We start from the raw sequence: 26295 nt of genomic DNA, 5'->3' as shown, positions 1-26295 counted from the left end.
GCTTTTAATGTAGAAGCAGTGCCAGCAAATCAATCCCCACCGCTTCGCGGAGCCCCTTTTCAAAGGGGCCAGGCCGCTACGGGCGGGACGAGGGATGAGCCCTGCTTCGCAGGGCCACACAAGCGGCGCAGCCGCTTGCCCCCTTTTGAAAGGGGGGGCCCCAGTGCGCACACTGGGGCGGGGGATTGTTACTTACAAAGCATTTTACATTACATCAAGGAGTTCTCCATGAGCGACCGAGACGAAAAACTGAACAAGGGCGAGCTCATCGACATCAAGTCGCTGATCGGGGACGCAGACGGCGGAGATTTTTCCCTGGACGACATCATGGCGGAGTACGGCCATCCGTCCGCTCCCGAGGAGGAGACGGAGGCACGTTTCAACACCATTGACCTGTCCACGCTGCCCCGGCCCGCGCCTAGGCCGGAGGACGAAGCGCTTCCCCAGGGGCCGGGCCGGGTCTTGGCCTTTCCGGGGGCGCCGCCGGAGCCGGAGGAGCCCGCAGAGCCGGAACCCCCGGAGGAGCCCCCGCCCGAGGAGGAGGGGGAGAAGGTCATCCCCTTCCCCCAGGAGGAGAGCGTTCTCTCCGCCTTTGTGAAGAAGATCAACCGCAAGGCAGACGACTACGCCGAGCATATGTTTGAAGAGGACGAGTCGGTGGACAAGGAGGAGGTCCGCCGGCTGGAGAAGCTTATCCCCGGCACCGACCAGGAGGAGGACGAGGAGCCCCGCCCTCTGCGCCGTCCCAAGCGGCAGGAGCCTCCGCCCCCCGACCTGCCCCCCCAGGAGCTGGCCCGCCGCTACGCCCGGGGGCTGAAGTGGATGCGCACCCGGGTCCTGCTGCTCTTTCTGCTGGTGGCGGTGTCGCTGGTGCAGATACTGGTCCCCATGGTGGGGCTGAACTGGCCCGCCCCTCTGGACCAGCCCCAGCTCCAGTGCTGTCTCGCCGCCGCGCTGCTGGGGACGGGGATGCTGCTGGCCATTGACCAGCTGCTCATCGGCATTTTCCGGGCCCTCCGCCTGCGGCTTGGCATGGACACCATGGCGGTCCTGGCCTGCGGCTTTACTCTGGCCGACACCCTGGAACTGGCCGCGGCGGAGGCCCCCTCTGACCGCCTGCCCTACACCCTGGTCTGTCTGTCCGGGCTGTTTTTCCTCCTCCACGGGGTCTACCACAAGCGGTGCGCCCTGCGGCTGTCCTGCCGGTGCGCCGCCTCCGCCTCCGCCCCCTACCGGGTCACTCTGGAGCCGGGGAAGTGGAGCGACCGGGACACTTATTGCAAATGGTCCGGGACCCAGGAGGATTTCGGGAGTCAAATCCAGGCCGACGACGGGGCCCAGCGCATTTTCCGCCTTGTATGTCCCCTGCTGGTGCTGGGCGATATCGCCTTCGCCCTGATGGTCTCGGTGGGCGGAGAGCATCCGGAGCGGCTGATGTGGGCTCTGTCCGCTCTGTTCACCGCCACCACCGCCTTCGGGAGCTCGCTGGTCTATGGCCGCCCCTTCCACAAGACGGCCCGCCGCCTGTCCCCCAGCGGGGCGGCTCTGGCGGGCTGGCCGGGCATCGCCGCCTCCCGCACCGGCAGCCGGGTCCTCATCACCGACGGCGACCTCTTCCCCCCGGGCTATGTGGAGCTCAACGGCTTCAAGGTGCTGGGAGATTTTCCGGCGGAACGGGTCGTGGCCTACACGGCGACCCTCATCCGGGACTCGGGCAGCGGCCTGACCAAGCTGTTCCACGACCAGCTGCGGTCCATGGGCGGGCTGATGCGGCGGGCCGAAGCCCTGGCCTGTCACGAGGGCGGCGGCCTGTCGGCCAACATCCGGGGGGAGCAGGTGCTGGTGGGCTCCGCCGCCTTTATGAAGCTGATGAAGGTGAATCTGCCCCAGGGACTGCACGTGAAGAGCGCCGTCTTCTGCGCCATTGACGGGGAGCTGGCGGGCATCTTCGCCCTGAGCTACACCCTGCCCGACACCGTCTTCCCCGCCCTGTCCGCCCTGATGATGGAGAAGGTGGGGCCGGTGCTGGCGACCCGGGACTTCAACCTGATCCCCTCCATGCTCCAGCAGCGGTTCAAGCTGGCGGCGGACAAGATGGCCTTCCCCCGGGTTGAGCGCCGCCGGGAGCTGTCCGACCCGGACCAGCTCCACGAGGGGGTCCTCACCGCCCTGCTGTGCCGGGAGGGTCTCCTCCCCTTCGCCGAGTCCATCGCCGCCGCCAAACGGCTCCGGTGGGCCACCAGGCTGGGGGCGGTGCTGTGCTGTATCGGGTCCCTGGCGGGGATGGCCCTGGCCGCCTACCTCACCTCCATGGGGGCCTACACCTCCCTGTCCCCCTTCAACCTGATGGTCTATATGCTCACCTGGCTGGCCCCTGTGTGGTTCTTGTCCGGATGGGTCCACCGGTACTGACAGAAAATTTCCAGAGACAGCCCTCCGGCTGTCTCTTTTTGTGTCCGCCCGTAAAAAAAGCCGCCCAATGGGCGGCGGAAAGGCGATTACCATTTTTGCAGCTGTCTCAGGAGGATCCCGGCGATATCCTCGCAGGAGCCCTGAATCTGAACGGCCCCGATGTTGTAGGCCTCCATGGGCATTCCGTAGACCACGCAGGACTCCTTGTCCTGGCCGATGGTGTAGGCCCCGGCCTTGCGCATTTGGAGCAGGCCGTCGGCGCCGTCCCGGCCCATGCCGGTCATAATGATCCCCACCGTCTTGCACTTCACCTGCTCGGCCACCGACATAAACATGGCGTCCACCGAGGGGCGGTGCCCGCTGACCTTCTCGCCGGGCAGGCAGGAGACGGTATACTTGACGCCCTTGCGAACGACCCGCATCTGCAGGTCGGCGGGAGCCAGCAGAGCCAGGCCCCGGTGGATCTCATCGCCGTTCTTGGCCTCCCGCACCTCCATGTGGCACAGCCGGTCCAGGCGGTCGGCGTACATCTTGGTAAATCCGGTGGGCATATGCTGGACGATGAGCATACCGGGGATGTCGGCGGGCAGGCGGCGCATCACCTCCAGGGTGGCCTCGGTGCCGCCGGTGGAGGCTCCCAGGGCGATGATCACGTTGCCCATGGAGGGCCGGTTGCCCAGCAGGGGAGGCGCGGGCAGAGAGCCGGTGGCAGGCTGCTTGACCCCGCCGCCCTTGACGCCCGCCGCAGGGGCGGGGGTGTGGATGGCGGCCCGGGGGCGGACATGGGCCCCCTTGGCGAAGACCACCTTCTGGGTGAGGGCGGCAATAAAGGACTCGTTCTGCCCCGGCTCGGGCTTGCGCACAAAGTCCACCGCGCCGGCGGACAGAGCGTCGAAGACCCGCAGGTCCAGGGAGGACACCAGAAGCACCGGCAGGGGGTAGCGGGGCAGGAGCTGCTTGAGGAAGTCAATGCCGCTCATGCCGGGCATCTCCACGTCGCAGGTGATGACGTCGGGCTTGTACTGGGGGACCTTGACCAGGGCGTCCTGAGCGTTGACCGCGGTGGCCACCACCTCGATAAAGGGGGAGGCGGCCAGGCCGTTGGCGATCATGGTGCGGGCCAGCACGGAGTCGTCCACCACCATGACCCGTACCTTTCGGGGAGGTACTGCTGATTGGAAAGGCATAACACTCTTCGCTCCTTTGCCAAACAGTCAAGCGCGCCCCGGAGGCCGGGACGGGTTGACTGCTTCATTTTTGGAAGGTGGACGGAGCTACCGTACGGTAGGGGGCGTCCTTGCTCAGGTTCTCCGAGTGGCTTATCATCAGATAGCCCCCGGGGACCGTGGCGTCGTAGAACCGGCGCACCAGGGCGTCCTTGGTGGGCTGGTCAAAGTAGATCATCACATTGCGGCAGAAGATCACGTCGAACTTTGTGCGGAACCGGATGGGGTCCATCAGGTTAAAGGTCTGGAAGATCACGTTGTTGCGCACCTCGGGGGTCACGGCGTAGCGGCTGCCCTCGATCTTCTTAAAGTACTTCTGCCGCCACGCGGCGGGCACGGTATCGGGCACCTCGTAGATCCCCTGCTTGGCCTTGGCCAGGGCCTTTTGGGAGATGTCGGTGGCCAGGATGCGGGTGTCCCATTTGCTGGCCTGAAGCCCCAGATACTCCTTGATGCACATGGTCAGGTTATAGGGCTCCTCGCCGCTGGAGCAGCCGGCGCTCCAGATGGCAATGGACCGCTTCCGCTCATATTTGCGCACCAGCTCGGGCATGATAACCTTGGTAAAGAAGTCGAAGTGCTCAGTCTCCCGCATGAAAAATGTATAGTTGGTGGTCAGGCGGTTGAGGACCAGCTCTATTTTCTGGGGGTCCCGCTCCTTGAGCAGGTTGGCCACAAAGGGGCCGAAGTCGGAGTAGCCCTGCTCGGTCACCAGGCCGGACAGGCGGCTGGTGACCAGCTGGCGCTTCTCCTGAAGGGTTATGCCGTACTCCCGTTGAATAAAATTTGTCAGCTTTCGGAAATCCTCATCCGAAATGGTCTGTATCATGTTGTAATCGCCTCCTTCTCCATGGTATTCCGCCCTCAGCCGTGGAGCATCAATTCACAGTCCAGCTCCAGCATGGTATTGCCGTTGGGCAGGGTCCACATACCGGTGACCACGGCCTGGCTCTTGCTGGTGGGGACGGGCAGAATGGCGTTCAGAGGCACATCCACCATCTGCTCCACCATATCCACCAGGATACCCACCTCGCTGCCGTCCGCGTCTACCACAATGCAGCAGAAGTTGTCCCGGGGCTCCTTGCCCAGGCGCAGGCGGATATCAATGATGGGGACGATCTGGCCCCGCAGGTTGATCACACCCCGGACGAAGGGGGGCACCTGGGGCAGATAGGTGATGGTGTAGTCGGTGGTGATATCCTTCACGATCTCCGCCTTGATGCCGTACATCAGGCCGTCGGAGGAGAAGATCAGGTACTTTTCAGAGGCGATTTCGGCGGGCTGGCCGGAGTATCTGTCGGCCTCCTGCTGATCTTCGGTAGCAAATAACATTTCTTCCGCTTGGGACATAAGTTTACCTCTCCCTTCTTTGTGGCCCGGATCAGTATGTGCTGTGGGCGGCTGTGTAGACGTTGATCACGTCCAGGATGATGCTGATGCTGCCATCGCCCAGGATGCTGCACCCGGTGATGCCGTAGTTCTTCACGCCGAAGCTGTTGATGTAGTTGGGCAGGGGCTTGACCACGATCTGCTGCTCACCCAGCAGCTCGTCGACAAACAGGCAGTAGGAGTGTTCTCCCGACTCCACCCACATGAGGATGCCCTCCTCGATGTTGTCGCAGCCCTCGCTCATGCCGAACAGCTCCTTGGCCCGGATGATGGGGTAGAAGTTGTCCCGGATCTTGACCATCTCCCCCTGGGCCGGGTCGTGGATGACCTCCTGGGCGGTGACCTTCAGGGAGGACTGGATGGAGTTGATGGGGATGGTGAAGATAGAGCTGCCCACCGAGACCTCCATGCCGTCCATAATGGCCATGGTCAGGGGGATCTTCAGGGTCGTGGTCATCCCCTTGCCCCACTCGCTGGAGATGGAGATGGTGCCCCCCACGTCGGCCACATTCTTCTTCACCACGTCCATGCCCACGCCTCTGCCGGAATACTCGGTGACCTCGGTGTTGGTGGAGAAGCCGGGCATCATCAGGAAGTTGAGGATCTCCTTCTGGCTGTACTCGTGGTCGGGGGAGGCCAGGCCCTGGCGGATGGCCTTGGACAGCACATACTGGGTATCGACCCCCTGGCCGTCGTCCTTGATCTCGATGATGACCTCGCTGCCGGTGTGGCGGGCGGACAGGATCACCTCGCCCACCGGGTCCTTGCCGGCGGCGATGCGGTCGGCCTCGTTCTCCTCCAGGCCGTGGTCCATGGAGTTGCGCACGCAGTGCATAATGGGGTCGCTGATGGCGTCCACAATGGTCTTGTCCACCTCGGTGTCCTCGCCGATGAGGGTCAGCTTGGCCTTTTTGTCCAGCTTCTTGCTCATGTCCCGGACGATGCGGTTCATCTTCTGGAAGGCCCCTGACACGGGGACCATGCGCAGGGACATGGACACGTCCTGGAGGTCGTCGGTGAGCTTGCGCAGGTCCCGGGCGGATTTGGTAAAGTTATCCAGCCGCAGTCCCTTCAGGTCGGGGGAGGAGGTGACCATGGACTCGGTAATGACGATCTCGCTGACCACCGCCATCAGCTGGTCCAGCTTGGCCAGGTTGACGCTGATGAGGCTCTCCTTGGGGTGCTGCTGGCCGGCGGCGGGCTTGGCCGCGTCCGCCTTGGGAGCGGCGGGCTTGGGGGCGGGGGCGGCCTCCTGCTTGGGCGCCTGGGCCTTGGGGGACTCGGGGCCGGGGGTGGGAGCGGGGGCAGGGGCGGGCTTGGCCGCGTCCACCGGCTGATACTCCCGCACGGAGCCGGCTCCGTCCATAGCGTGAATGGCCGCGTCCCGGTCCTCCGCCGTGCGGAACCAGAGCTGGAAGCCCTGGTCGGCGATGATGTCGGAGGTGGAGGGGTCGGTCTCGGTGTTGGCGGGGACGGTGATGAAGTCGCCGCAGTAGTCCTTCACGCTGTTGACCAGCATAAAGGCCCGCAGATTCTCCATACCGCTGCCCTCGTCAAAAAAGACGTGGATGCCGAAGAGATAGTCGGGGTTGGCCGCCTCCAGGCCGGCGGCAGGGGCGCTCTCCTCCTGGGCGGCGGCGGGGGCGCTCTCCTGAGCGGGAGCGGGGGGATTGCCCTGAATTTTATCGATCAGGCTATTAATTTTAGTTACGATGTGGTCGATAGACTGAGAGAGAGTTTCCCCGTTTTCCACTTTCTCAATCTCACTGCGGAAGAAGTCCACCGCCTGAAACAGCATATCGAACAGCTCTGGCCGGTCCTGCTCAGGAACGATATCCATGCTCTTCTCCCGGATCAGGAAGAACATATCCTCGATCCGGTGGGCCACCGTCATCAGGGAGGTAAACTCCATCATTGCGGAAGAGCCCTTGATCGTATGCATGATCCGGAAAATCTCGTTGACACTGTCCTCGGAGAATGTATCCGCCTCCTCCGCCGCCAGCAGGATCCCGTCCAGCTGCTCCAGCAGGGTATTGGTCTCATACAGATACATATCCAGAATGCTGTCACCCATAAAAACGCCACCTTTTCTCAATTGGTTTTGGGGAGCGGCGGGGAGGCGGCCAAAAAGGCATACTACACCCGCCACTTCTAATCATACTCGATATATCGGCAGTGTCAATTGGAAAATTAAGATTCCCCGAAAAAAAAACAAACTTTACCTGAAATGGAGTGTCGCCAATGCCAGATCTGCTTGGTGTGACCAATCCGGTACCAGGTCATAACGACAACAACGTAAACCGAAACATCCCCACCTCCCCCAGCGACACCCGGGTCCAAAACGCCCCGGACCTGAACCGGGTGAGCCGTTCGGACAACCGGACCGAGCGGCAGGATACGGGGGACTCCGGCGGCAGTCAGGCCCTGCGCTATGACTCCAACTTCGCCGCCTTCCTTCAGCGGCTGATGGGGACCCCCGGCATGGCGGAGAGCATGAGCAGGCTGTTCGCCATCTACCAGGGCCTGGTGGTCTCCTCGGGCATCGAGGAGGGCACCGCCCAGGAGATGGGCGCGCTGCTGAATATGCTGAAGATGGACCAGAGCCAGCTGGGCAAGTTCCTGCTGTCCCAAATGTCCACCGGGACCCGCTTCGGCGGCGCTTTGTTCGCCATCCTCCGGGACGCCTACTCCGCCAGCAACTCGGAGACGACCCGGGGGAACATTCTCCAGTTTTTAAAGAAGTACAGCGACTATACCTCCACCTCCCACCTCCAGGGCAATATGCTCCGGGGGCTGACCAAGCTCACCCGGGCCATCCCCGCCAGCTGGGGCAGTCAGCTGCTGCCCATGGTGTCCGAGCTGGAGGGCAAGCTGAACGCCGGCGACCGGCAGGGGGCGCTGAAGCTGCTCCAGGGCACCATTATGCCCTTCCTGTCGGGCTACACCAGCAAGACCAACGACATGGGCCTGTCCCGGACCCTCATCTCCATGCTGGCCCTGGACATCTCCCGGTATGAGAACGGCAGCGAGGACGGACTGCTTCAGGCCTTCCACCAGCTGGGCAGCAGCCCCGGTCTGAAGGAGCGGCTGGGCGGGCTGACGGACGAGGCCCTGCTGCGCCTGGTGAACAGCAACAGCTTCGCCCGGGCCGCCGAGGGGGACCAGTTTGCCGCCAAGCTGGCCCAGGCCGCCCACAGGGCCCTCCAGGGGGGCGCAGGGCAGGAGGTGCAGGAGGCTTTCCGCAACATCGTCTCCGCCTTCCTGGTGAACGAGAGCGTCCATATGCCCCTGAACCACATCCTCCTGCCCCTGGAGTGGGACGGGAAGATGGTCTTCTCCGAGATGTGGGTGGACCCCGACGCCGAGGAGAACCTGAAGCGGGGCCGGGGAAATCAGGAGAACACCCTGCGCTTCCTGTTCAAGATCGACATCCAGGGGCTGGGCTTCTTCGATATGGTGATGACCTGCCAGGGGGAGCGGGTGGATATCCAGCTCTTCTGCCCCGACCGGGTCGCCCCCTTCTCTCAGCTGGTCCAGGGGGAGCTGTCCCGCATCCTTACCGACAACGGCCTCACCGCCGGGTCGGTGCAGGTGCAGCGCTCGGACCGGCCGCTGACCATCTCCGGGGTGTTCCCGAAAATCTTTGAGGGGGAGAGCAGTATCAATGTCAAGATATGATAACCGGGCCACCAACCGGGCGGTGGCGCTGAAATACGAGGGAGAGGGCGCGCCGGTGGTGGTGGCCTCCGGCATGGGCTACCTGGCTGAGCGGATGATTGAGGTGGCCTCTGAGAGCGGCGTCCCCGTCTATGAGGACAACTCCCTGGCCACCATGCTCTCCCAGCTGGCCCTGGGACAGGAGATCCCCGACGCACTGTACCAGGCCATTGTGGAGATCTACGTCTACTTTTTAAATTTCGACCCCAACGACCCGGATAAGCTCCGGCGGGAGCGGGAGGCCATGCGGGCCCAGGACGCCGCCGCCGCCCGGGATAAGAAAGGAGAAGCCTGATGCAGGAACACCTCTATTTAGTTTTGGACAGCAAGGGAACCCCCCTGGCCAACGCAGTGCTGGAGTCGCCCCCCAACGCGGAGGTGCTCCAGATCCGGGTCCTGAACGACAAGGTGGACGACGTGGCCGCCCACCGGGAAATTCAGCTCATCGGCATCGACGACAGCACCCCCAACCGCATCGGCGTCATTGTCCGCCAGCGGGAGGACCAGCTGGTCATCCAGCCCACCGCCGCCCTGGACTCCAACGCCCGGGAGAACCTGCGCATCCTTACCGACTTCTCCAGCGTCATGTACCCGGTCAGCGGCTCCTGGAAGGGGCAGAAGGCCGTCCGGGCCAAGGACCTGAGCTGCGGCGGCGTGGCCTTCTACACCACGGCCCCCCTGGTCCACCGGGAGATCGTGGAGCTGGTCCTGCCCGTTACCGACCACCCCCTGGTGGTGAAGACCCAGGTGATCCGGGAGGTGAAGGAGGAGGGCTCCCCGCCCCTCTACGCCGCCAAGTTTGTGGACCTGATCCAGGATGAGGAGGCCCTGATCCGAAAGGCTGTGTTCAGCATCCAGATCCGGACCTCGTAAGCGTCCGCGCCAACCCCCGCCCCGCTGGAAAAAAGAAAGGAGAACCACGTTATGCCGCACAGAACCCCAACCCAACCCCGCGCCTGGAGCGAACGCCTGCTCTCGCTGCTCCTGGCCGCCGTCCTGCTCATCGGGGCGGTCCCCGGATTGACCCTGACCGCCTCGGCGGAGCACTGGGCCGATGAATATTTGGATCAGCTGGTGGACTGGGGGGTCATCCGTCCCGACCAGGCCAGCGACCCCGACAGACCCATAACCCGGGCCGACTTTATGGCCATTGTCAACCGGGCCTACGGCTACACCAAAAAGGCGGCAGATATGCCCTTTACCGATGTGGACATCTCGGACTGGTTCTACGACGACGTGTCCATTGCCTACAACACCGGCTACATCTCGGGCACCTCTCCCACCACCGTCTCCCCCAACTACGTGCTCAACCGGGAGATGGCGGTGTTCATCCTGGGCAAGAACATGATGCTCAAGGAGACCCCCGGCGAGGATATGTCCTTCAGCGACAGCCGGGATATCAGCACCTGGGCCCGGGGGGTCATCAAAACCGCCATTGACACCGGCATCGCCTCGGGCTACCCCAGCAACCGCTTCGCCCCGGAGGACAAGGTGACTCTGGCCCAGATGGCCGTCTTCGTGACCCACTGCATCGGGACCCCGGTGCAGCAGCCCGGCGAGTACTCCCTGGGCGGCGTCTTTGACAACGTGACCATCACCTCCTCCGACGTAACCCTGAAGGACACCACCATTGCCGGCGACCTGTATGTGTCCGGCGGCGTGGGCCTGGGGGGCGTCAAGCTGGAGAACGTCACCGTCCACGGCAGGATCGTGGTCAGCGGCACCGGCGAAAGTCAGGGCGGCGAGGCCAGCGTGGTCCTGCGCAATGTCACCGCCGACGAGATGCTGGTGGACAATATGCGCAACAACACCGTCACCATCCGGGCCGACGGCATTACCGACATTGCCAAGACCATTGTGCGCACCCCCGCCTATCTGGAGGACAACAACACCGACGACAAGGGTCTGATGAACATTGAGCTGGACGCCGAGCCGGGGACCCACCTGACGCTGGCGGGCCGCATCAAAGAGGTGGTCAACAAGACCCCCAACTCCACCATTCAGGTGGCTCTGGGCACCGTGGCCAAGCTCACCGTGGACGAGGACGCCACTAACTCCACCGTTCAGATCGACCGGAATACCGAGGTCAAGGAGCTGAACCTGGACGTGGCCACCAACGTCACCGGCGAGGGCGACATTGAGCAGCTCAACATCAACGCCCCCGGCTGCGTGGTCTCCATGCTCCCGGAGCATATTTACATCCGGCCCGGCCTCACCGCAAACATTGCCGGGGTCATTATGGACCACCTTGCGGCGGAGGAGGGCTCCACCGACCCGCGCCTGCTCTCCGGCTACCCCGCCGCCAAGGACATTGCCCCCACCGGCCTCCGGGCCGACTTCTCGGGCAACAAGCGGGGCACCGTCTACTGGGCGGTGAGCTCCATCAGCGACGGCTCCATCGGCGAGGAGGACCTGATCTCCCCGCCCTCCTACGGCTCCAGAGCGGTGCGCAACGGCTCCGTCTCCGCCCCCGCGGGGGATACCGTGGTCAGCGCCCAGATTACCGGGCTGACCTCCGCCGGCTCCTACTACCTGTCCGCCCTGCTGGTGGATGAACAGAACCAGCGCAGCCCCGTGAAGGTGATCTCCTTCACCACGCCGGACAACACCGTCCCCGCTTTCGCCCAGGGCTACCCCTATATGTCCCTGGTTACCGATACCCTGGCCCAGGTGACCGTGATGCCCACCAAGACCTGCAAGCTGTACTACGCCGTCCTGCCCCGGGGCGCGCAGGCTCCCACGGCGGACGACATGAAGACCGCCTCTGTCACCGGCAACCTGGGCTACGGCGTGGTGGACGTGACCAAGAACACCGAGCGGGTCATCAATGTGAGCAATCAGCTGGAGGAGCTGAAGGACTACACCCTGTACCTGTGGCTCACTGACGCCAACGGGGCCAACAGCTCCGCCGTCCAGGCCCTCCAGTTCACCACCGAGGACCGCACTCCCCCCGTGTTTGACCCCGACCCCGACTACAACAGCGCCACGGTGGCGGAGACCGCAGTCACCCTCACCGCCGGTCTGAACGAGACGGGCACCATCTTCTGGGCCGTGGTCCCCGAGGGCACCGCCTACCCCCTGCCCAACAGCCAGAGCAACCCCCTGGACAAGGACAACATCCTGGATGACAACGGCAGCCCCGTGTCCGCCAAGCTGGACAGCGAATACGCCAAGCTCCAGGTGTCCAGCGGACGCAACGCGACCCGCCGGGGCCAGGTGGCCGTGCCCAACGGCGATACCGACGTGACCATCCCCGTCACCGGCCTGAACACCGAAACCGCCTACGACTTCTACTACGTGGCCCGGGATACCGCCGGCAACTACTCCGCTGTGGTGAAGAAGATCACCATCCGCACCCTGGACAACAGCGGCCCGGTGGTCCGGCAGTACTTCACCGACTACCAGGGGGAGGACGAGACCCGCAATCCCATGGCCAACAGCGATATCATCCTGGAATTTAATGAGAACATCACCGCCGGCAACAGCCGGGACCTGCTCAGCCTGTACAACATCAGCACCGGCAAGGCCCAGAGCGACGAGATCACCGACACCCAGGCCAAGCGGGAGCTGTACACCGCCCTGTCCAACTATTTCAAGCTGTACCAGGTGAACACCGCCACCAACGCCAGCACGGAGGTGCCCTCCTACGGCGAGGGCAGCATCCCCAGCGATGTGCCCTGGGTCAACTACAACAATGTGGTGGTCCGCTCCTCCACCAGCGGAGACGGCAAAATTGAGGTCGTCTTCCCCAGTGGCTCCGCGGTGGGGCTGGCCAGCGGCGCACGGTATCACTTTGAGCTGACAAACATTCGGGACAACGCCAACAACCAGACCAGTCCCACAACTCTGAACCCCAAGAACTGTGTCAACACCAACCACGTGCTGGACTACTTTGACACCGTCTTCGCTCTGGTCAACCTGGCCCCGGGCGACGGCGTCAGCTCCAATCCCTCCTACCACGCGGAGGGGGGAGAGGAGGCCCGGGTGGACACCAGCTTCCTGATGAGTCCCCAGTCCACCAAGAACGCCGACCCCAACGTGCGCTATGAGATTATCATCCTGTCCGACGCGGCGGTGGACTTTGACCTGTACTACCGGATGTACGACGCCAACGACACCAGCAAGACCTCCCTCCACGAGACCGACCGCTTCACCAACGGCAAGCTGGCCGGAGGCAGTACACCGGACAGCAAGGGCTGGGTCTACCTGGGCAACAAGGCCACGACCCTGATGGAGGGCATGGACTGGGACTCCGCCACCGTCAACCACGACTTCCTCAAAGTCACCTCCGGCGAATTTCCCAACCTGGTGAACCTGGACGAGAACGCCACCTATGAGTTTGCCATTTCGGTAACCCGCAAGGACTCCAATACCACTTATGAGAACTGGAGCGGTCAGGTGAATTTCCGGGCCTATGTGGTGGCCAGCGGCACCGGTGCCCTGTGGAACTTTGTCCACGGCGGACAAATCACACCTGAGGATATCGACGCATGGGATACCGGCGTCACCAGTGAGAGCGGGCGCTCCATCGGTACCTACGGCACCAGCGACTATGTGAGTGTCCGGGCTACCTTTGTGGACAGCGTAGTTCCCAAGTTCACCTCCGGACCCAAGATTGACGCCGGCGACACCTTTGCCAACATCACCATTGCGCTGGACCGTGAGGCCACCATCTATTATGTGATTGCTCCCAGAGACCGTGTGCTGGACACCCATATCACCGTGAATGCACCAGTGGATGGGGTCACAAAAACGTATATCGAGAGCTTGACCGATGAAGAAGATTTCTGGAAGGTCATTACCAAGCAGACGAACGAGGACTCTCCCGGCGCTCTGAACGAGTACGATAAGCTTACCTACTATACAGTGGAGGACGACTATCCCCCCGCTCTGAACCTGTCCAATCCCTCCCGCTACTACCGCAGCTATCCCTATGGCACCTTCAGCTACGAGAGTATGGGTGTACAGGACCGGATTGAGATCAACAAAGAAGTTGATGGAAATGTTCTGGAACCCGAGACTGAATACTACGTCTATATGGTAGTGCGGGGCACCTCCGCCGCCCTGTCTCAGGTCTATGTGTACAACTTCACCACCACTGCCACCGCAGCCCCCAAGATCATGCTGGACCACGACGGCCCCGGTCTGGTGCGTGTCACGACCCCCAACGCCCCTGGCGATTTGGACTATGTGATTTATGCCGCCGGTGACGTGGCCACCAGCCCCGCCCTGCGTGTGCTGCGTGATGAGCTGTCCAACTATGCCCTGGTAGGGGATTTGCCCACCGCTTACACCACTTATAAGGATGACGATGGGAACGATCAGCCCATGACCGTACTCCAGGCGCTGCTCACCGACTACAACGACCGCGAGGCCAAGACTGGAAATAATGTCGCTGATGCTTATTTCCCGGAGGACGGAGATAAGATGAACGGCTACTCGGTGTTTGACATCTACGCTGGAGAGGGCTTAAAGAATACTATTGCCCGATTGATTCAGCAGGCCAGCGGCGGTCTGGCGACCAGCAGTGGCACCGGTGTCAGCACGGAGCAGGACGACACCGGTAAAGTCCTGAACACCACCGAGGGTATGGAGCGCATCACCCCCTACTACGTTCTGGTGGTGGGCCAGCACCCCTCCAGCGACGACCGGATTTCTGGCTACACCTTTAAGGGCATCGGCGACGTGGTGATTCCCGACCAGGACCCGCCCACGGCAACCGAGGCATCGGCGGTTATCTATCAATCCGCAGCAGGCAGCAGCACATTTAATGGTTCCATCACCATTCAGTTTGACAAGGAACTGTATTGGGTGGAAAGTCAGACTGCAACGGGTGACCCGAAGGAGATCCACCAGAAATGTTCCGAGACAGGCACAGGTCATAGCAACGCAAAGGACGCCAAGGGGCTTGCGGGTTCCAGCGGTAAAATCACCGACCTAGACCAAGCTAGAGACGGTCTAACCACTGTAATCCGTTTTGGCTTTGAAGGACTGAGGTCCGGCTCTGATATCGTATTTATCGAGCAGGGGCTTTTGTCCAACGCCAGCGGCAGCCGTACTAGCACAAAAGTAACTTGTACCATCAAGAATCAGCAGCTTCCTTCCCAGTCCAATATGCCTTTGTACGGTTACTTTATGGAAATAAAGTGGGGCGATACAGTAATTGGTACCTCCGAGCTGATTCAGCTGACGACCCCCTAATTCATCCAGCGGGGGCGGGCAAGCGCCCGCTCCCGCTGTAACTTTATAAATCCTGACCCCAAAAGGAGTGTTTTGTATGCAAAAAACCTTCCTGGCCCGCCGCTGGCTGGCGGTCCTCCTGGCACTTACCATGGTTGTCTCTATGGTTCCCGCTGTACTGGCGGCAAACGAGAGCATTGGCTTAGACAAGCAGACTATGGACCTACAGATGGGCGGTACTGAAACTGGAACACTAACCGCAACATTGAGTAACATGTCTGCAACTGATCTTCGCTGGAGTAGCAGTGATGATACAATAGCTACTGTATCAGGTGATGGGACTGTTACAGGAAGCGTTACAGCAAAAAAAGATGGAACTGTGATAATCACTGCATACTATTCTGCTGATAATACAATCGCAGCTACTTGCACAGTGACCATCAATCCAGCTGCTCAGCCTACCCTGGACTACATCGAATGCACATTTACACCTGGAACGCTGACAGCTGGAGGCAGTTCCACCCCTTTAACACTAAGCACTCTTACAGAAGTTGATACCGACGGCAAGAAGACCCAAGGAAGCACAGCCGGAGTTACCTTCACTATCAATGGTAACGGAACTCCCAGTGGAATTGTGGAGGTATCCGGTCAGAATATTACGCCCAAGAGTGCCGGAAGTGTTACGCTTGATATTACGGTGAACTATCAAGGTGGGACATACAATGTTCAGCACACAATTGAAGTAAGTGCCGCTATACCTGCTACCCTGACCCTCAGTGAGACCACGCTGGAGCTGGGCAGCACCAGCAAAATGCTGAGCGCTGAGGTGAGCGGGTCAGGCGTTTCCGGAACGGGACGGTATGTGTGGGCCCCCCAGAACAATCCCGCCATCCGTATGTCCAACGCCGGGCGGTCCATCACCTTGTCCGCCGGGCCGGTGAGCAGCGACACCAAGGTTACTGTTACGGTGACCTACACCGAGGGCTCTATCACCCTCACCGGGGAGTGCGAGGTCACCGTCAAGGCCAACACCTCCGCCGGCAACATTATGACCGGCATTACCGGGCAGGAGCTTCCCAAAAAGCCCGACGAGGGGGAAGCGGTAAACCTGACCCTGAAAACCGGGGCCAGCGACACCCTGACCTTTGCCCTCACCGCGCAGATGGAAAATGGCAGCACCTCTGTCATCAACTCTAACGACGGCAACGCCACCTACACCTGGAGCAGTGAAAACCAGCGGCTGATTACAGTGGTCCCCAACCGGGGCACCAACACCGCCACGGTGACGGCCTCCGGCAGCGACACCGGCAACGGCGTCATCAAGGTCACCGCCACCTATACCTGGAACGGCAGGACGGTAACAACGGAAGGCTCCTTTACCATTAAGGTGATTGGCCGCGTGGGCACCATCCGCATCACCCCCACCGGGCCCTTCACCATGGAGCCCAACGGGACCCAGCAGCTCACCGCCACCACCGACCCGGCGGGCCAGACCATCCGGTGGAGCGTACCCTCGGGGGACGAGAAGATCGTCACCGTGCAGTCCGGCGCCAGCGGCAGCACCGCAACCCTCTACGGCCACTCCCCCGGCAAGACCAGCGTCACCGCCACCATTGGCGAGGGGGATAACACCGAGTCCCAGAACGTGGTGGTGGAGGTCAGCGGCATTATCCTGCTGGACGAGGACTCCAACCCCCTGGCGGACGATGCGGTGATGACCCTCACCGAGAACCAGCGGAAAATGGTCCCTCTGGTCTCCCGCTTCGGCAACGCCAGCGGCTCCCGAACTGTGAGCTGGCAGTCCATGGATATCTCCGTGGCGGAGGTCAGCAACGGCAGCGTGGCGGGCCGGGGCCCCGGTAAGACCACCATCACCGCCTTCTGCGGGGGCTACACCGCCTCCTTCACTGTGGAGGTCACCGCCGGCCAGTCCACCATCGACCTGACCAGCTCGACCCCCCTGAAGACGGGCGATACCCTGAAATTCTCCAGCCTGGCCTCCCGCATCGCCGCGCAGGTGGACGGCGGCCTGTCCCACCTGACCAACCTGTCCGTCCCCACCAGTCAGGGAACCCTCTACTACCAGTATACCTCCGAGGCCCAGAACGGCGAGGGCGTGGCCCAGAGCGAGAACTACTATGCCCAGTCGGGCAACGGACGCAAGGTGCTCTCCGACGTCACCTTCGTGCCCAAGCCCGGCTACAGCGGCCCGGTGACCATCTCCTACAGCGCCGTCTCCTCCACCGGCACCGTGGTCTCCTGCCGCATCCTCCACAACGCGGAGCAGGGGGCCAGCTCCAATTTCTCCATGTCGACCCCCTACAACACCGCCCTCCGGTTTAACAGCACGGAATTTGAAATCGCCTGCCGGGCCGCTACCGGCGCTCAGCTGGACTACGTCTCCTTCTCCCTGCCCCCCGTGCGCCAGGGCAGCCTGTACACCGACTATGTCAACGCCAGCAACTACGGCAGCGTGGTCACCATCCGGGACCAGTTCAGCCGCAGTCAGCTGAACGATGTCTGGTTCGTCCCCGCCCCCGGCTTCGAGGGGGATGTGACCATCTACTACACCTACAAGCCCGCCGGGAACAACGCCATGCCCCGCAGCGGCCAGCTGCGCATCACCGTGGGCCGGGACACCGGAGTGGGCATCGGCGGACTGAGCTACGACGTGGTCAAGGGTGGCGTTGCCCACTTTGATGACGCCGACTTCGGCCGCTACTGCCGGGAGGTGCTGGACGACAGCCAGTCCCTCAGCTTTATCCGCTTCGACGCCCTGCCCTCTGCCGACCAGGGCGTGCTCTACTACGACTACCGCTCCGCCACCAACACCGGCAGCCGGGCCTCGGTGGGTACAACCTACTACTACGGGACCCGGACCCCCCGCATCGACCGCCTGTCCTTCGCCGTGGCCGAAAACTACACCGGCACCATCCGCATCCCCTTCACCGGCCAGACCACCAACGGGACCCGCTTCACCGGCAACGTGGAGGTCAACGTGCGCAGCAGCAGCGCCGGCTCCGGCAACATCAGCTACAGCTGTCAGCCCGGCAAATCGGTGAAGTTCGACGACACCGACTTTAACCGCCTGTGCCGGGAACAGGTCAACGACCGCCTGCGCTCCATCCAGTTCCAGGGCCTGCCCAACACCGCCGACGGCAACCTGTACTACAGCGGCTCCGCGGCGTCGGTCGATCAGGCCTACTACAACGGCACCTCCTACCCCCGCATCGACAACCTGTCCTTCCGGGCCACCAGCCGCTTCACCGGCTCCATCGACATCCCCTTCGTGGGCACCGCCGACAGCGGCGAGACCTTCTATGGCATCGTCACCATCGACTCCAGCACCAGCAGCGGCAGCTCCGGCAACGACCTGCACTACTACACCGACTCCAAAACTGCCGCCGTCTTCCTGCGCAACGACTTTGACGACCTGTCCCAGTGGCTCACCGACCGGGACGTGAGCACCGTCCGCTTTGAGCTCCCCAACGCCAACCAGGGCAGCCTCTATCAAAACTACCGCTCCACCTCCAGTCAGGGGACCCGCATTACCTCCAGCTCCACCTCCATCGCCGCCGGCAGCCTGGACCGGGTCGCCTTTATCCCCGCCAGCGACTTCGTGGGCACCGTGACCATCGACTTCACCGCCCGGGCCACCAATAACGAGGAGTTTACCGGCACCGTGGAGATCACCGTGGAGCGGCCCCAGGCGGACGTTACGGTGCGCTACGCGACCCAGGTGAGCCCCATCCACTTCCGGGGCAGCGACTTCGCCCGAGGCGGCGCGACCCTGCGGTCCATCAAGTTCTCCACCATGCCCCCCACCAACTCGGGACACCTGTACTTCCAGTACAACAGCCCCACCCAGTATGACCGTCAGGCCAGTACCGGCTCCAGCTACAACCTTACCGGCTCCAGCCTGATCTCCGACCTGACCTTCGTCCCCAAGGCGGGCTACAGCGGCACCGTGACCCTGCCCTATGTGGGCACCAACAGCAACGGCACCACCTTCGACGGGGAGGTCATCATCACCGTCTCCCCCTCCTACAGCTCCGCCTATTTCAACGACATGAGCGGATACTCCAACGAGGAGCGGGCTGCGGTGGACTACCTCTATGAGATCGACGTCACCTCCGGCGTGGGCGGCGGGCGCTACGGCCCCACCTCCTCCATAACCCGGGGCGACTTCGCCCTGATGGTGAGCAAGGCCTTCGGACTGACCGGCTCCAGCTCCGGCAGCCAGTTCAGCGATGTGCCCTCCAGCGCCTACTACGCCCAGGCGGTGAATCAGCTGTATAGCCTGGGTATCGTCAGCGGCGTGGGCAACGGGCGGTTCGGCCCCAACAGTCAGGTGACCCGCCAGGACGCCCTTATTATGGTCCGCCAGGCCATGCGCGCGGTGGGCTGGAGCGCCGCCGACGGCTTCGCCAGTACCCTGAACGGCTACACGGACGGCAGCTCTGTCTCCCAGTACGCCCAGGGCGCGGTGTCCTTTGCCCTCCAGATGGGCTATCTGCCCACCAGAGGCGGACGCATCGCCCCCCAGGAGAATCTGAACCGAATCGATATGGCCCAGATCCTCCACCGGGTCATGACCTCCTGAACAAACGAAAATCCCGCAGCAAAAGCTGCGGGATTTTTTATGGATTGGAGGGACGAAAAACAGCGCCGGAAATCCGGCGCCGCTTCTTACTGCTGCTGGGGCGGGGGGAACACAATGCCCACCACATTGATGTTGACTGCGGAGACCTCCAGCCCGCTCATGGACTCGATGGCGTTCTTCACCGCCTCCTGAACGGCCTTGCCCATCTCGGGGATGGTGTGGCCGTATGCCATGAGAACGGACATGGCTACCACCACCTGGTCCTCCTCCAGCTTGATGTGGACCCCCTTGGCGGCGTTCTTCTTGCTGGGATTGGCCAGACTGCTGACCCCCTCCACCTCCAGAGCTGCCGCCGCGGAGATGGCTGCCAGCACCTCTTCTGAGATATGGATGTTGCCCAACTCGTCAGAGCGGGAGACATACTCCTTGCTTTCACCCATGTGATACCACTCCTGTTCCAGTTTTCCAACGGTTTTTCTTATCTTACCACATTTTTTCCCGTTTGACAACCCGGAGAAAAACTTTTTCTATGCCAGTCTCATAAACCCCGAACACCGGGTAAATCGCAGCAGCACCGGGACGGGGGATGGGTCCTGCGAAGCAGGGCCCCCAAGCGGCGCAGCCGCTTGCCCCCTTTTGAAAGGGGGCGCCCCCAGTGCGCACACTGGGGCGGGGGATTGTTATTGGAAGACTATCTTCTATTTTAGATTTCAGGTAGAAGCAGTGCCTGCAGGTCAATCCCCACCCGCTTCGCGGGAGCCCCTTTTCAAAGGGGCCAGGCCGCCTGCGGGCGGGACGAGGGATGGGTCCTGCGAAGCAGGGCCCCCAAGCGGCGCAGCCGCTTGCCCCCTTTTGAACGGGGGTGCCCCAGTGCGCACACTGGGGCGGGGGATTGTTATTGGAAGTACCATCTTTTTAAGTCGAAGTAATGCTTGCCAGTCAATCCCCACCGGCTTCGCCGGAGCCCCTTTTCAAAGGGGCCAGGCCGCCTGCGGGCGGGACGAGGAATGGGCCCTGCGAAGCAGGGCCCCCAAGCGGCGAAGCCGCTTGCCCCCTTTTGAAAGGGGGTGCCCGAGCGAAGCGAGGGCGGGGGATTGCTATTAGGCAGACTATCTTCTACCTCAGACTTCAAGTAGAAGCAGTGCCTGCCAGACAATCTCGGACCGGCTCACTCCACCTCAATAATGGTGATCTGATTAGCGGTAAAGCCTGCGGCCTGGTGGACCACGTCCAGAATTTTGGCGGTATCAGCCTGGGTCAGTCCACCCTCGGGCGCAGAGACGGCCAGGGACAGGGCGTCCTCTCCGATAAAGGCCACACAGTCGGCGTAGCCCTTGGCCACCACCAGATTTTCAATTTGAGCCTCGGTCACTGTGTAGTCCGCCATGGTCTGGATGTTGTCGTTGAGCTGCTCCTTCACCGCATCATCGGCGTCCTCTCGGGCGGCGGCGTCCTGGAGCAGAGACAGAGCGCTGTCCCGGGCCTGCTGCCGGTTCAGGCGGGCGGTGGCGAAATAGGCGCTGTCCGTCTTGGGCTCCTCTCCGGGCGTCTCCCCTGACACCTGTCCGGCGCTGCTGTCCTCAGGGCTCTGCACCGAGGCGTCTCCCCCCAGCAGCGGGTCCTGGGTCTTGCCCCCCACCATAGCGGACTGCCCCAGTGTCTTGCCCGCGTCGGTCTCCCCCTCCTTGCCGTAGTTCCAGTTCAAATAGACCGCCGCACATACAAACAGCGCAATTGCCGCCACTACCGCGTTCCGTTTCCACAGCTGAGACCAGCTGGCTCCTCTTTTTTCCGTCCTCATAATCGTTCCTCCTTACAATTCTTTCTCCTTTTCTTTATTTGAAAAAAAGAAAAGAAGCAAAAGAAAAAACTTTTCCGCCTGTCAGATTCCGCAAATCCACCGGTCTGTAACCCACTCCCTTTCTTTCCTGCCTCATATTCCGTCAAATCCCCCAAAGGTAGGACCCATCTCCAGGGACACAGGGGGAAGTTCTTTTTCTTCTTTTTGCTGTTTTTTCTTCTTTTCTTTACAAGAAAAAGAAGAAAAAGCAGAGGGTCAGGACGAGGCGCACACCGAGATACGGTCGCTGCCCAGGCCGGTGAGGGCGGAGACCGCCTCCACCAGGCGCAGGCGGACCTGGGGGTCGCCGCCGCCGGGGCAGACCACCAGCGCGCCCCGGAACTGGGGGGCCACCACCTGGAGGGGGACCACCTCCTGGGTCCCGGAGCCCCGCCCCACGGTGGCCACGGTATTGGAGCCGCCGCCGTCCCGGTCCTGCTCCTGGTTGCGGGCCAGCACCTGGCGGCTGCCCCCGTCCAGGGAGAGGACGACCCGCACCTCCCCCGCTCCCTCCACCTGGGAGAGGACCTGGCAGAGCTTCTTCTCAAAGGCCTCCAGGTCGAAGGATGTTCCCTCTGTCTGGGCGGGGGACTCCTGGACCTGGGGGCTGTCCCGGCCTCCCGAGGGCAGAAGCAGCAGCGCCGCCCCCACCGCGATAACCAGCAGGACCGCCTGATTCTGTTTCAGCGCCCCCTTCCACCTCTGGGCCGCCTCGGGCCACTTCCATTTCACGGCATTTCCTCCTCTAAGTAAATCTCTTCCTCCGGAACCCCCAGGTCCTGGACGATGGCCTCTATCAGCCGCCGCCCCCCATCCCGGGGGAGGCCCCGCACCTCCGCCCGCACCGGGAGATAAATCCCCTCCGGGGTCTCCTCACACTCCACCTGGGCGGAACAGGTGTATCCAAGCTGTGCCGCCTTGTCCACAATATATGCGGCGCAGTCCCGTTCTATGAGCGTTTTCAGCTGTCCGCCCACCGCCCGGTCCAGCTCCTCCTCCCGCAGGCGGGTCTGGGCCAGCCAGTCCTCCAGCCAGCGCTGGCTGCCCTCCAGGTCCAGCCTCGCCAGGGGGGTCAGAATAGACGCCACCAGGGTCAGGCCGCACACCAGTCTCCCGACCCGGCGTACCGCTCCCTTGGGCATGAGGGCGTCGGCCACCGCGCACAGCAGGCTCACCGAGACCAGGGCCAGCAGCCAGCTCCTTGCCGCCCCAATCATGGGACCACCGCCCCGATGGCGGACACCAGGCTTACCAGCAGCACCAGCGCCCCCGCTCCCGTCATCCCCAGCACCAGCCCGAAGGCGGAGCCGATGGCCTCAATCAGCCCCGACAGCTTGGGCTGGGCCACGCAGGCGCACAGGGCCGCCGTCCCCCGGTAGACCAGGTACTGGAGGGCCAGCCGCAGGAAGGGGGTCAGGCAGATGGCCAGCACCACCAGCATCCCCACAACCCCCACCGTTCCCCGCAGAACGCCTGCCCCGGCCAGCACCGACTCGGAGGCGTCGGCCAGAATGCCGCCCACCACCGGGATGGCCCGGGAGATGGCCATTTTTGCGGTCTTTACAGCGGCGGCATCCACACTGCCCGCAATCGCCCCGCTGGCGGTGAGGTAGCCCACAAAGGCCAGCAGCAGTGCGGTGAGGAGGAAATTCACCGTTCCCTTCAACAGATCACCCACCTTTTTCAGTCCTGGATTGCCTACCGCCGCATGGGCGCAGCTCACCGCCACATAGGCGTAGATGAGAGGGATGAGCAGCCGGTCCATGGCAATGAGCAGGAGCTGGGAAAAGAGAATGGTGGCCCCCTGCCGCACCGCCGCACCGGCTACGCCCCCTGTGGCCGCCGTCAGCACCGCTGTGACGGGGAGGAGAAGGTCGGCGAAGGTCTCCATTTTCTCCAGCGTGTCCCGTCCCAGGCCAATCATCACCGCCATGTCCGTCATGGTCAGTGCGGTGATGGCCAGGGCCCCCGCAATGGTCACCGCCTGGAGCCCCTCGTTCTCCCCCTGGACCCCCTCCGCCATAGCACACAGCAGCACTACCGCAATGAGCTTCAGGGCGGTGGACAGGCTGGCCCGGAAGAGGCTCCCCACCTGGGCCGCCGCCGTCTGAAGGAGATTGGCTGCCCCCTGATCCAGAGAGTCCCCGGGATTGACGCCGTAGCCCTCCGCCTGCTCCCACACCTGATCCAGGTCGGGGACGGTCAACTCTGCGGCCACACCGGGAAAGACACACAGCGCACTGAGACAGCAGAATAAAATCAGTCCTCTCATTGCAGCAGCTCCCCCATCAGCTGGGCCACCGCCCGCACCAGCGGCAGAGCCGCCAGCAGAGCCAGCACGGTCCCCGCCGTCTCCACAAAGGCGGCCACGCCCCCCTCGCCCCCGCTGCGGCATACCTCCGCCGTTACCTTGGTGAGGATGGACAGGGCCACCGTTTTGAGGACCGGCTCCAGCAGCGCCTCGGACAGGCCGGCTTGTCCCGCCAGCTCCTCCAGCAGCGCCTTGATGGCTCCCAGTCCCTCCGCCGCCGCCCCCAGGATCCACAGCCCCGCAGCCAGGGTCAGCAGCAGGGCCAGCTCCGGAACGTTCTTCTTCAGCACCGCACTGAGCACCACCGCCGTGACCCCCACCGCCGCCAGCCGTACCATCGCCCCCATCACAGGGCAAAGAGATTCTTCACCAGGTCGAACAGGTTGGCGATCTCTTGCACCACCATCATCAGCACCACCACCAGCCCCGCCAGCGTGGTCATCATGGCCTGTTCGTCCCGACCGGCACGGCTCAGCACCTGGTTCAGTACCGCCACCAGAATCCCGATGGCCGCAATCTTGAAAATTAAATCCACTTCCATTTGTGTACCTTCTTTCCTCTTTCCTTCTCCTTCTTGTAAGAAAGAGAAGCAGAAAGAACTTTTTCCTCGCTCTGTAAGTCTTGATCTGCCCTCGACCCCGCCGCCCGGTCACGAAAATATTTTTAGACCTCTTAATGAAATAACAACTCTGATGCACCTTCGTAACCGGGCGGAGCGCTGCATCTATGGCAACGATGTCAGGGCGCAGGGGAAAGTTTTTTTGCTTCTTTTCAAAGAAAAGAAGGAGCGCCCGCCGATGCTACAGCAGGAGAATAATCAGGAACGCGCCCCCGGACACACCCAGCGCCTGGTAGACCCGGCCCCGGCTGCGGCAGTCCTGTTCCCGCTGGCCGGCCAACTCCTCCAGGCGGCGGCGGGCGGCGGCCAGGGCCTGCTGCTGGCGCTGGAGCTCACAGCGGCCCAGGATATCGGCCAGTGAGGCCAGCACAGCCTGTCCCTCCGGACCCAGCTCGTTTTTCCGCCCGGTCTGCCGCCGCCAGAGACTGGGAAAATCCTCCCGGTCCAACCGGTCCAGACCCTGGGCGCAGGCCTGAAACAGCTCTCGCGCGCCCCCCTCGCTGTACCTGGCCCCCCGTCCCAGCAACTGGGCCAGCGGGGGCGCGTTCAGCTCCAGCTCTCCCTCCAGCACGGCCAGACCGGCGGCCATCCGGCGCAGCTCCCGCACCTGCCGCCGCAGGCCGTCCGCCGCCCGGAAACCCAGCCAGGTCCCCCCCAGCGCCACCAGAACCGCTCCCATCAGCCGCAGCATTTACCTCAGCTCCTTCACTGTGTAGATTCGTGTCCCCTCTGTCCGGCGGATCTGCACCAGATACTGAAACAGCCCCTCCGCCAACAGGACCCGGTACAGGGGGCGGCGCTCCAGGTCGGACTCGTCCTCTCCGTGGGCGGTGGCCAGCAGCGTCACGCCGCAGCCCGCCGCCGTCATCAGAGCCTGGACGTCCTCCGGCGCGGTGATCTCGTCCGCCGCCAGCACCTGGGGATTCATGGCCCGCAGCAGGAGCATCAGCCCCTGGGCCTTGGGACAGCCCTCCATTACGTCGGTACGGCGGCCCACCTCCAGCTGAGGGCGGCCCTGGTACATGGCGGCCACCTCCCCCCGCTCGTCGGCCAGGGCGACCCGGAGAGGGGCGCAGCCCTCCCCCTCGGAGACCGACCAGATCAGGTCCCGCAGAAGGGTCGTCTTCCCTAGGCCGGGAGGCGCTAAAATCAGGGTGTCCCCCAGCCGCCCGCCGGGACACAGCCCGTCCAAAACCGGCCTGGCCGCCCCCCGCACCTGCCGGGCTATGCGCAGATTGGCGGAGGAGAGTCCCCGCAGACTGTGAAGCTCCCCGTTTTGCAGGACCGCCGTCCCACACAGGCCGATCCGGTGCCCCCCTGCCGCCGTCAGATAGCCCCGACGCACCTGGTCCAGCACCGCGTGGAGAGAGGCCTGGCTGGCCAGCTCCACCAGCTGCTCCAGCTCCTCTCCCCCCACTGGCGGACCCCCCAGGGAATGCTCCTCCCCGTCCCAGACCGCCGTCATGGGCCAGCCGGTCCGCAGACGAAACTCCTCCGTCCGCGCCCGCTCCTCCGGAGACAGGGCCAGGGCCTCCTGCCGCAGACGCTGGGGCAGTACCCGAAGGGCCTGCTCACAGCTCTGGGCCGCTGTCATTTGTGTCATCCTTTATCACCAGCCTTTGCCCTATCCTATGAGGACAAGCCGGGGGCTATGACAAAAAAATATCAGCCTTGCGAACTATGTCGAAGGCTGATATAATGGATTTGGACCCTTCCCCGAAGGGGGGTGAATGCAGTGGACTATTTGTTCAGCTTTTTTGTGTCGGTTGCAGGGAACATAGTCGGCAACTATGTGACCAAATGGCTTAACCGGCACCGCAAGGGTCTGTGAGCCTAAATGAAGCCCCGGAGGACTAGCACTCCTCCGGGGCTTCTTTTGCGTGTCTACAGTGGCTTTGTTCAACTTTTTGCCAAGAGTTATTATACCACTGTTTTCTAGTATATGCAAGAGGAAATTTATTTTTCTTTAATTCGTAAAGTAGAGAAAAATTGTAGAGT

The 26295-nt window shown here is 62.8% G+C and carries 19 protein-coding genes; 6 read left to right on the top strand and 13 right to left on the bottom strand.

Features of this window, described 5'->3' with window-relative positions; all coding sequences use genetic code 11:
* Positions 1-228: 228 nt before the first annotated feature.
* Positions 229-2412 carry a hypothetical protein gene (locus tag D1646_RS13130; protein WP_243154165.1) on the top strand — a complete coding sequence of 728 codons (2184 nt, stop codon included), beginning with the start codon at positions 229-231 and terminating at the stop codon, positions 2410-2412.
* Positions 2413-2498: 86 nt separating this feature from the next.
* Here the strand turns inward: D1646_RS13130 and D1646_RS13125 are convergent, their stop codons facing one another.
* The 4 genes from D1646_RS13125 to D1646_RS13110 form a co-directional block, all read right to left on the bottom strand.
* Positions 2499-3599 carry a chemotaxis response regulator protein-glutamate methylesterase gene (locus tag D1646_RS13125; protein WP_160636882.1) on the bottom strand — a complete coding sequence of 367 codons (1101 nt, stop codon included), beginning with the start codon at positions 3597-3599 and terminating at the stop codon, positions 2499-2501.
* 64 nt (positions 3600-3663) lie between these two features.
* Positions 3664-4467, bottom strand: coding sequence for a protein-glutamate O-methyltransferase CheR (locus tag D1646_RS13120; RefSeq protein WP_201754675.1), 804 nt, complete (start codon positions 4465-4467; stop codon positions 3664-3666).
* A 35-nt stretch (positions 4468-4502) separates the two neighbouring features.
* Entirely contained in the window at positions 4503-4988 is a 486-nt protein-coding gene (locus D1646_RS13115) for a chemotaxis protein CheW (RefSeq protein ID WP_160636881.1), read from the bottom strand.
* Positions 4989-5019: 31 nt separating this feature from the next.
* The gene (locus tag D1646_RS13110) at positions 5020-7101 is read right to left on the bottom strand and encodes a chemotaxis protein CheA (protein WP_160636880.1); all 2082 of its coding nucleotides are present in this window, start codon (positions 7099-7101) and stop codon (positions 5020-5022) included.
* A 167-nt stretch (positions 7102-7268) separates the two neighbouring features.
* Here D1646_RS13110 and D1646_RS13105 point away from each other — a divergent pair, with 167 nt between their 5' ends.
* The 5 genes from D1646_RS13105 to D1646_RS13085 all read left to right on the top strand — a co-directional run bounded on the left by D1646_RS13105 (position 7269) and on the right by D1646_RS13085 (position 19527).
* Entirely contained in the window at positions 7269-8705 is a 1437-nt protein-coding gene (locus tag D1646_RS13105; protein WP_160636879.1) for a hypothetical protein, read from the top strand.
* Entirely contained in the window at positions 8692-9039 is a 348-nt protein-coding gene (locus tag D1646_RS13100) for an EscU/YscU/HrcU family type III secretion system export apparatus switch protein (protein WP_160636878.1), read from the top strand. The genes D1646_RS13105 and D1646_RS13100 overlap by 14 nt, the downstream gene beginning before the upstream one ends.
* Positions 9039-9617, top strand: a complete 579-nt coding sequence (locus D1646_RS13095; protein WP_160636877.1) for a PilZ domain-containing protein — start codon at positions 9039-9041, stop codon at positions 9615-9617. The genes D1646_RS13100 and D1646_RS13095 overlap by 1 nt, the downstream gene beginning before the upstream one ends.
* A 51-nt stretch (positions 9618-9668) precedes the next feature.
* Positions 9669-14945, top strand: a complete 5277-nt coding sequence (locus D1646_RS13090; RefSeq protein ID WP_160636876.1) for an S-layer homology domain-containing protein — start codon at positions 9669-9671, stop codon at positions 14943-14945.
* A gap of 76 nt (positions 14946-15021) precedes the next feature.
* The gene (locus tag D1646_RS13085) at positions 15022-19527 is read left to right on the top strand and encodes an S-layer homology domain-containing protein (protein ID WP_160636875.1); all 4506 of its coding nucleotides are present in this window, start codon (positions 15022-15024) and stop codon (positions 19525-19527) included.
* Between the two features lie 86 nt (positions 19528-19613).
* On the opposite strand, the gene D1646_RS13080 is transcribed toward D1646_RS13085, so the two are convergent.
* The 9 genes from D1646_RS13080 to D1646_RS13040 form a co-directional block, all read right to left on the bottom strand.
* Positions 19614-19967, bottom strand: coding sequence for an Asp23/Gls24 family envelope stress response protein (locus D1646_RS13080; protein ID WP_160636874.1), 354 nt, complete (start codon positions 19965-19967; stop codon positions 19614-19616).
* 728 nt (positions 19968-20695) lie between these two features.
* Positions 20696-21328, bottom strand: coding sequence for a SpoIIIAH-like family protein (locus D1646_RS13075; RefSeq protein WP_160636873.1), 633 nt, complete (start codon positions 21326-21328; stop codon positions 20696-20698).
* Positions 21329-21583: 255 nt separating this feature from the next.
* Positions 21584-22099: a stage III sporulation protein AG gene (locus D1646_RS13070; protein WP_160636872.1), complete on the bottom strand. Its 516-nt coding sequence runs from the start codon at positions 22097-22099 to the stop codon at positions 21584-21586.
* Positions 22096-22584: a hypothetical protein gene (locus D1646_RS13065; RefSeq protein WP_160636871.1), complete on the bottom strand. Its 489-nt coding sequence runs from the start codon at positions 22582-22584 to the stop codon at positions 22096-22098. The genes D1646_RS13070 and D1646_RS13065 overlap by 4 nt, the downstream gene beginning before the upstream one ends.
* A complete protein-coding gene (locus D1646_RS13060; protein WP_160636870.1) occupies positions 22581-23639 on the bottom strand; it encodes a stage III sporulation protein AE in 1059 nt (352 codons plus the stop codon). The genes D1646_RS13065 and D1646_RS13060 overlap by 4 nt, the downstream gene beginning before the upstream one ends.
* The gene (locus tag D1646_RS13055) at positions 23636-24016 is read right to left on the bottom strand and encodes a SpoIIIAC/SpoIIIAD family protein (RefSeq protein ID WP_243154164.1); all 381 of its coding nucleotides are present in this window, start codon (positions 24014-24016) and stop codon (positions 23636-23638) included. Before D1646_RS13055 ends, D1646_RS13060 begins: the two co-directional genes overlap by 4 nt.
* An 8-nt stretch (positions 24017-24024) precedes the next feature.
* Complete coding sequence (spoIIIAC, locus tag D1646_RS13050) at positions 24025-24219, bottom strand: stage III sporulation protein AC (protein WP_160636869.1); 195 nt, start codon at positions 24217-24219, stop codon at positions 24025-24027.
* A 259-nt stretch (positions 24220-24478) separates the two neighbouring features.
* Positions 24479-24988: a stage III sporulation protein AB gene (locus D1646_RS13045; protein WP_160636868.1), complete on the bottom strand. Its 510-nt coding sequence runs from the start codon at positions 24986-24988 to the stop codon at positions 24479-24481.
* Positions 24989-25891 carry a stage III sporulation protein AB gene (locus tag D1646_RS13040; protein ID WP_160636867.1) on the bottom strand — a complete coding sequence of 301 codons (903 nt, stop codon included), beginning with the start codon at positions 25889-25891 and terminating at the stop codon, positions 24989-24991.
* Positions 25892-26295 lie beyond the last annotated feature (404 nt).

The sequence above is a fragment of the Pseudoflavonifractor sp. 60 genome (assembly GCF_009911645.1).
GTDB lineage: Bacteria > Bacillota > Clostridia > Oscillospirales > Oscillospiraceae > Lawsonibacter.
Note: the sequence above shows the minus strand (reverse complement) of the source record. Positions and strands in the feature narration are given on the sequence as shown.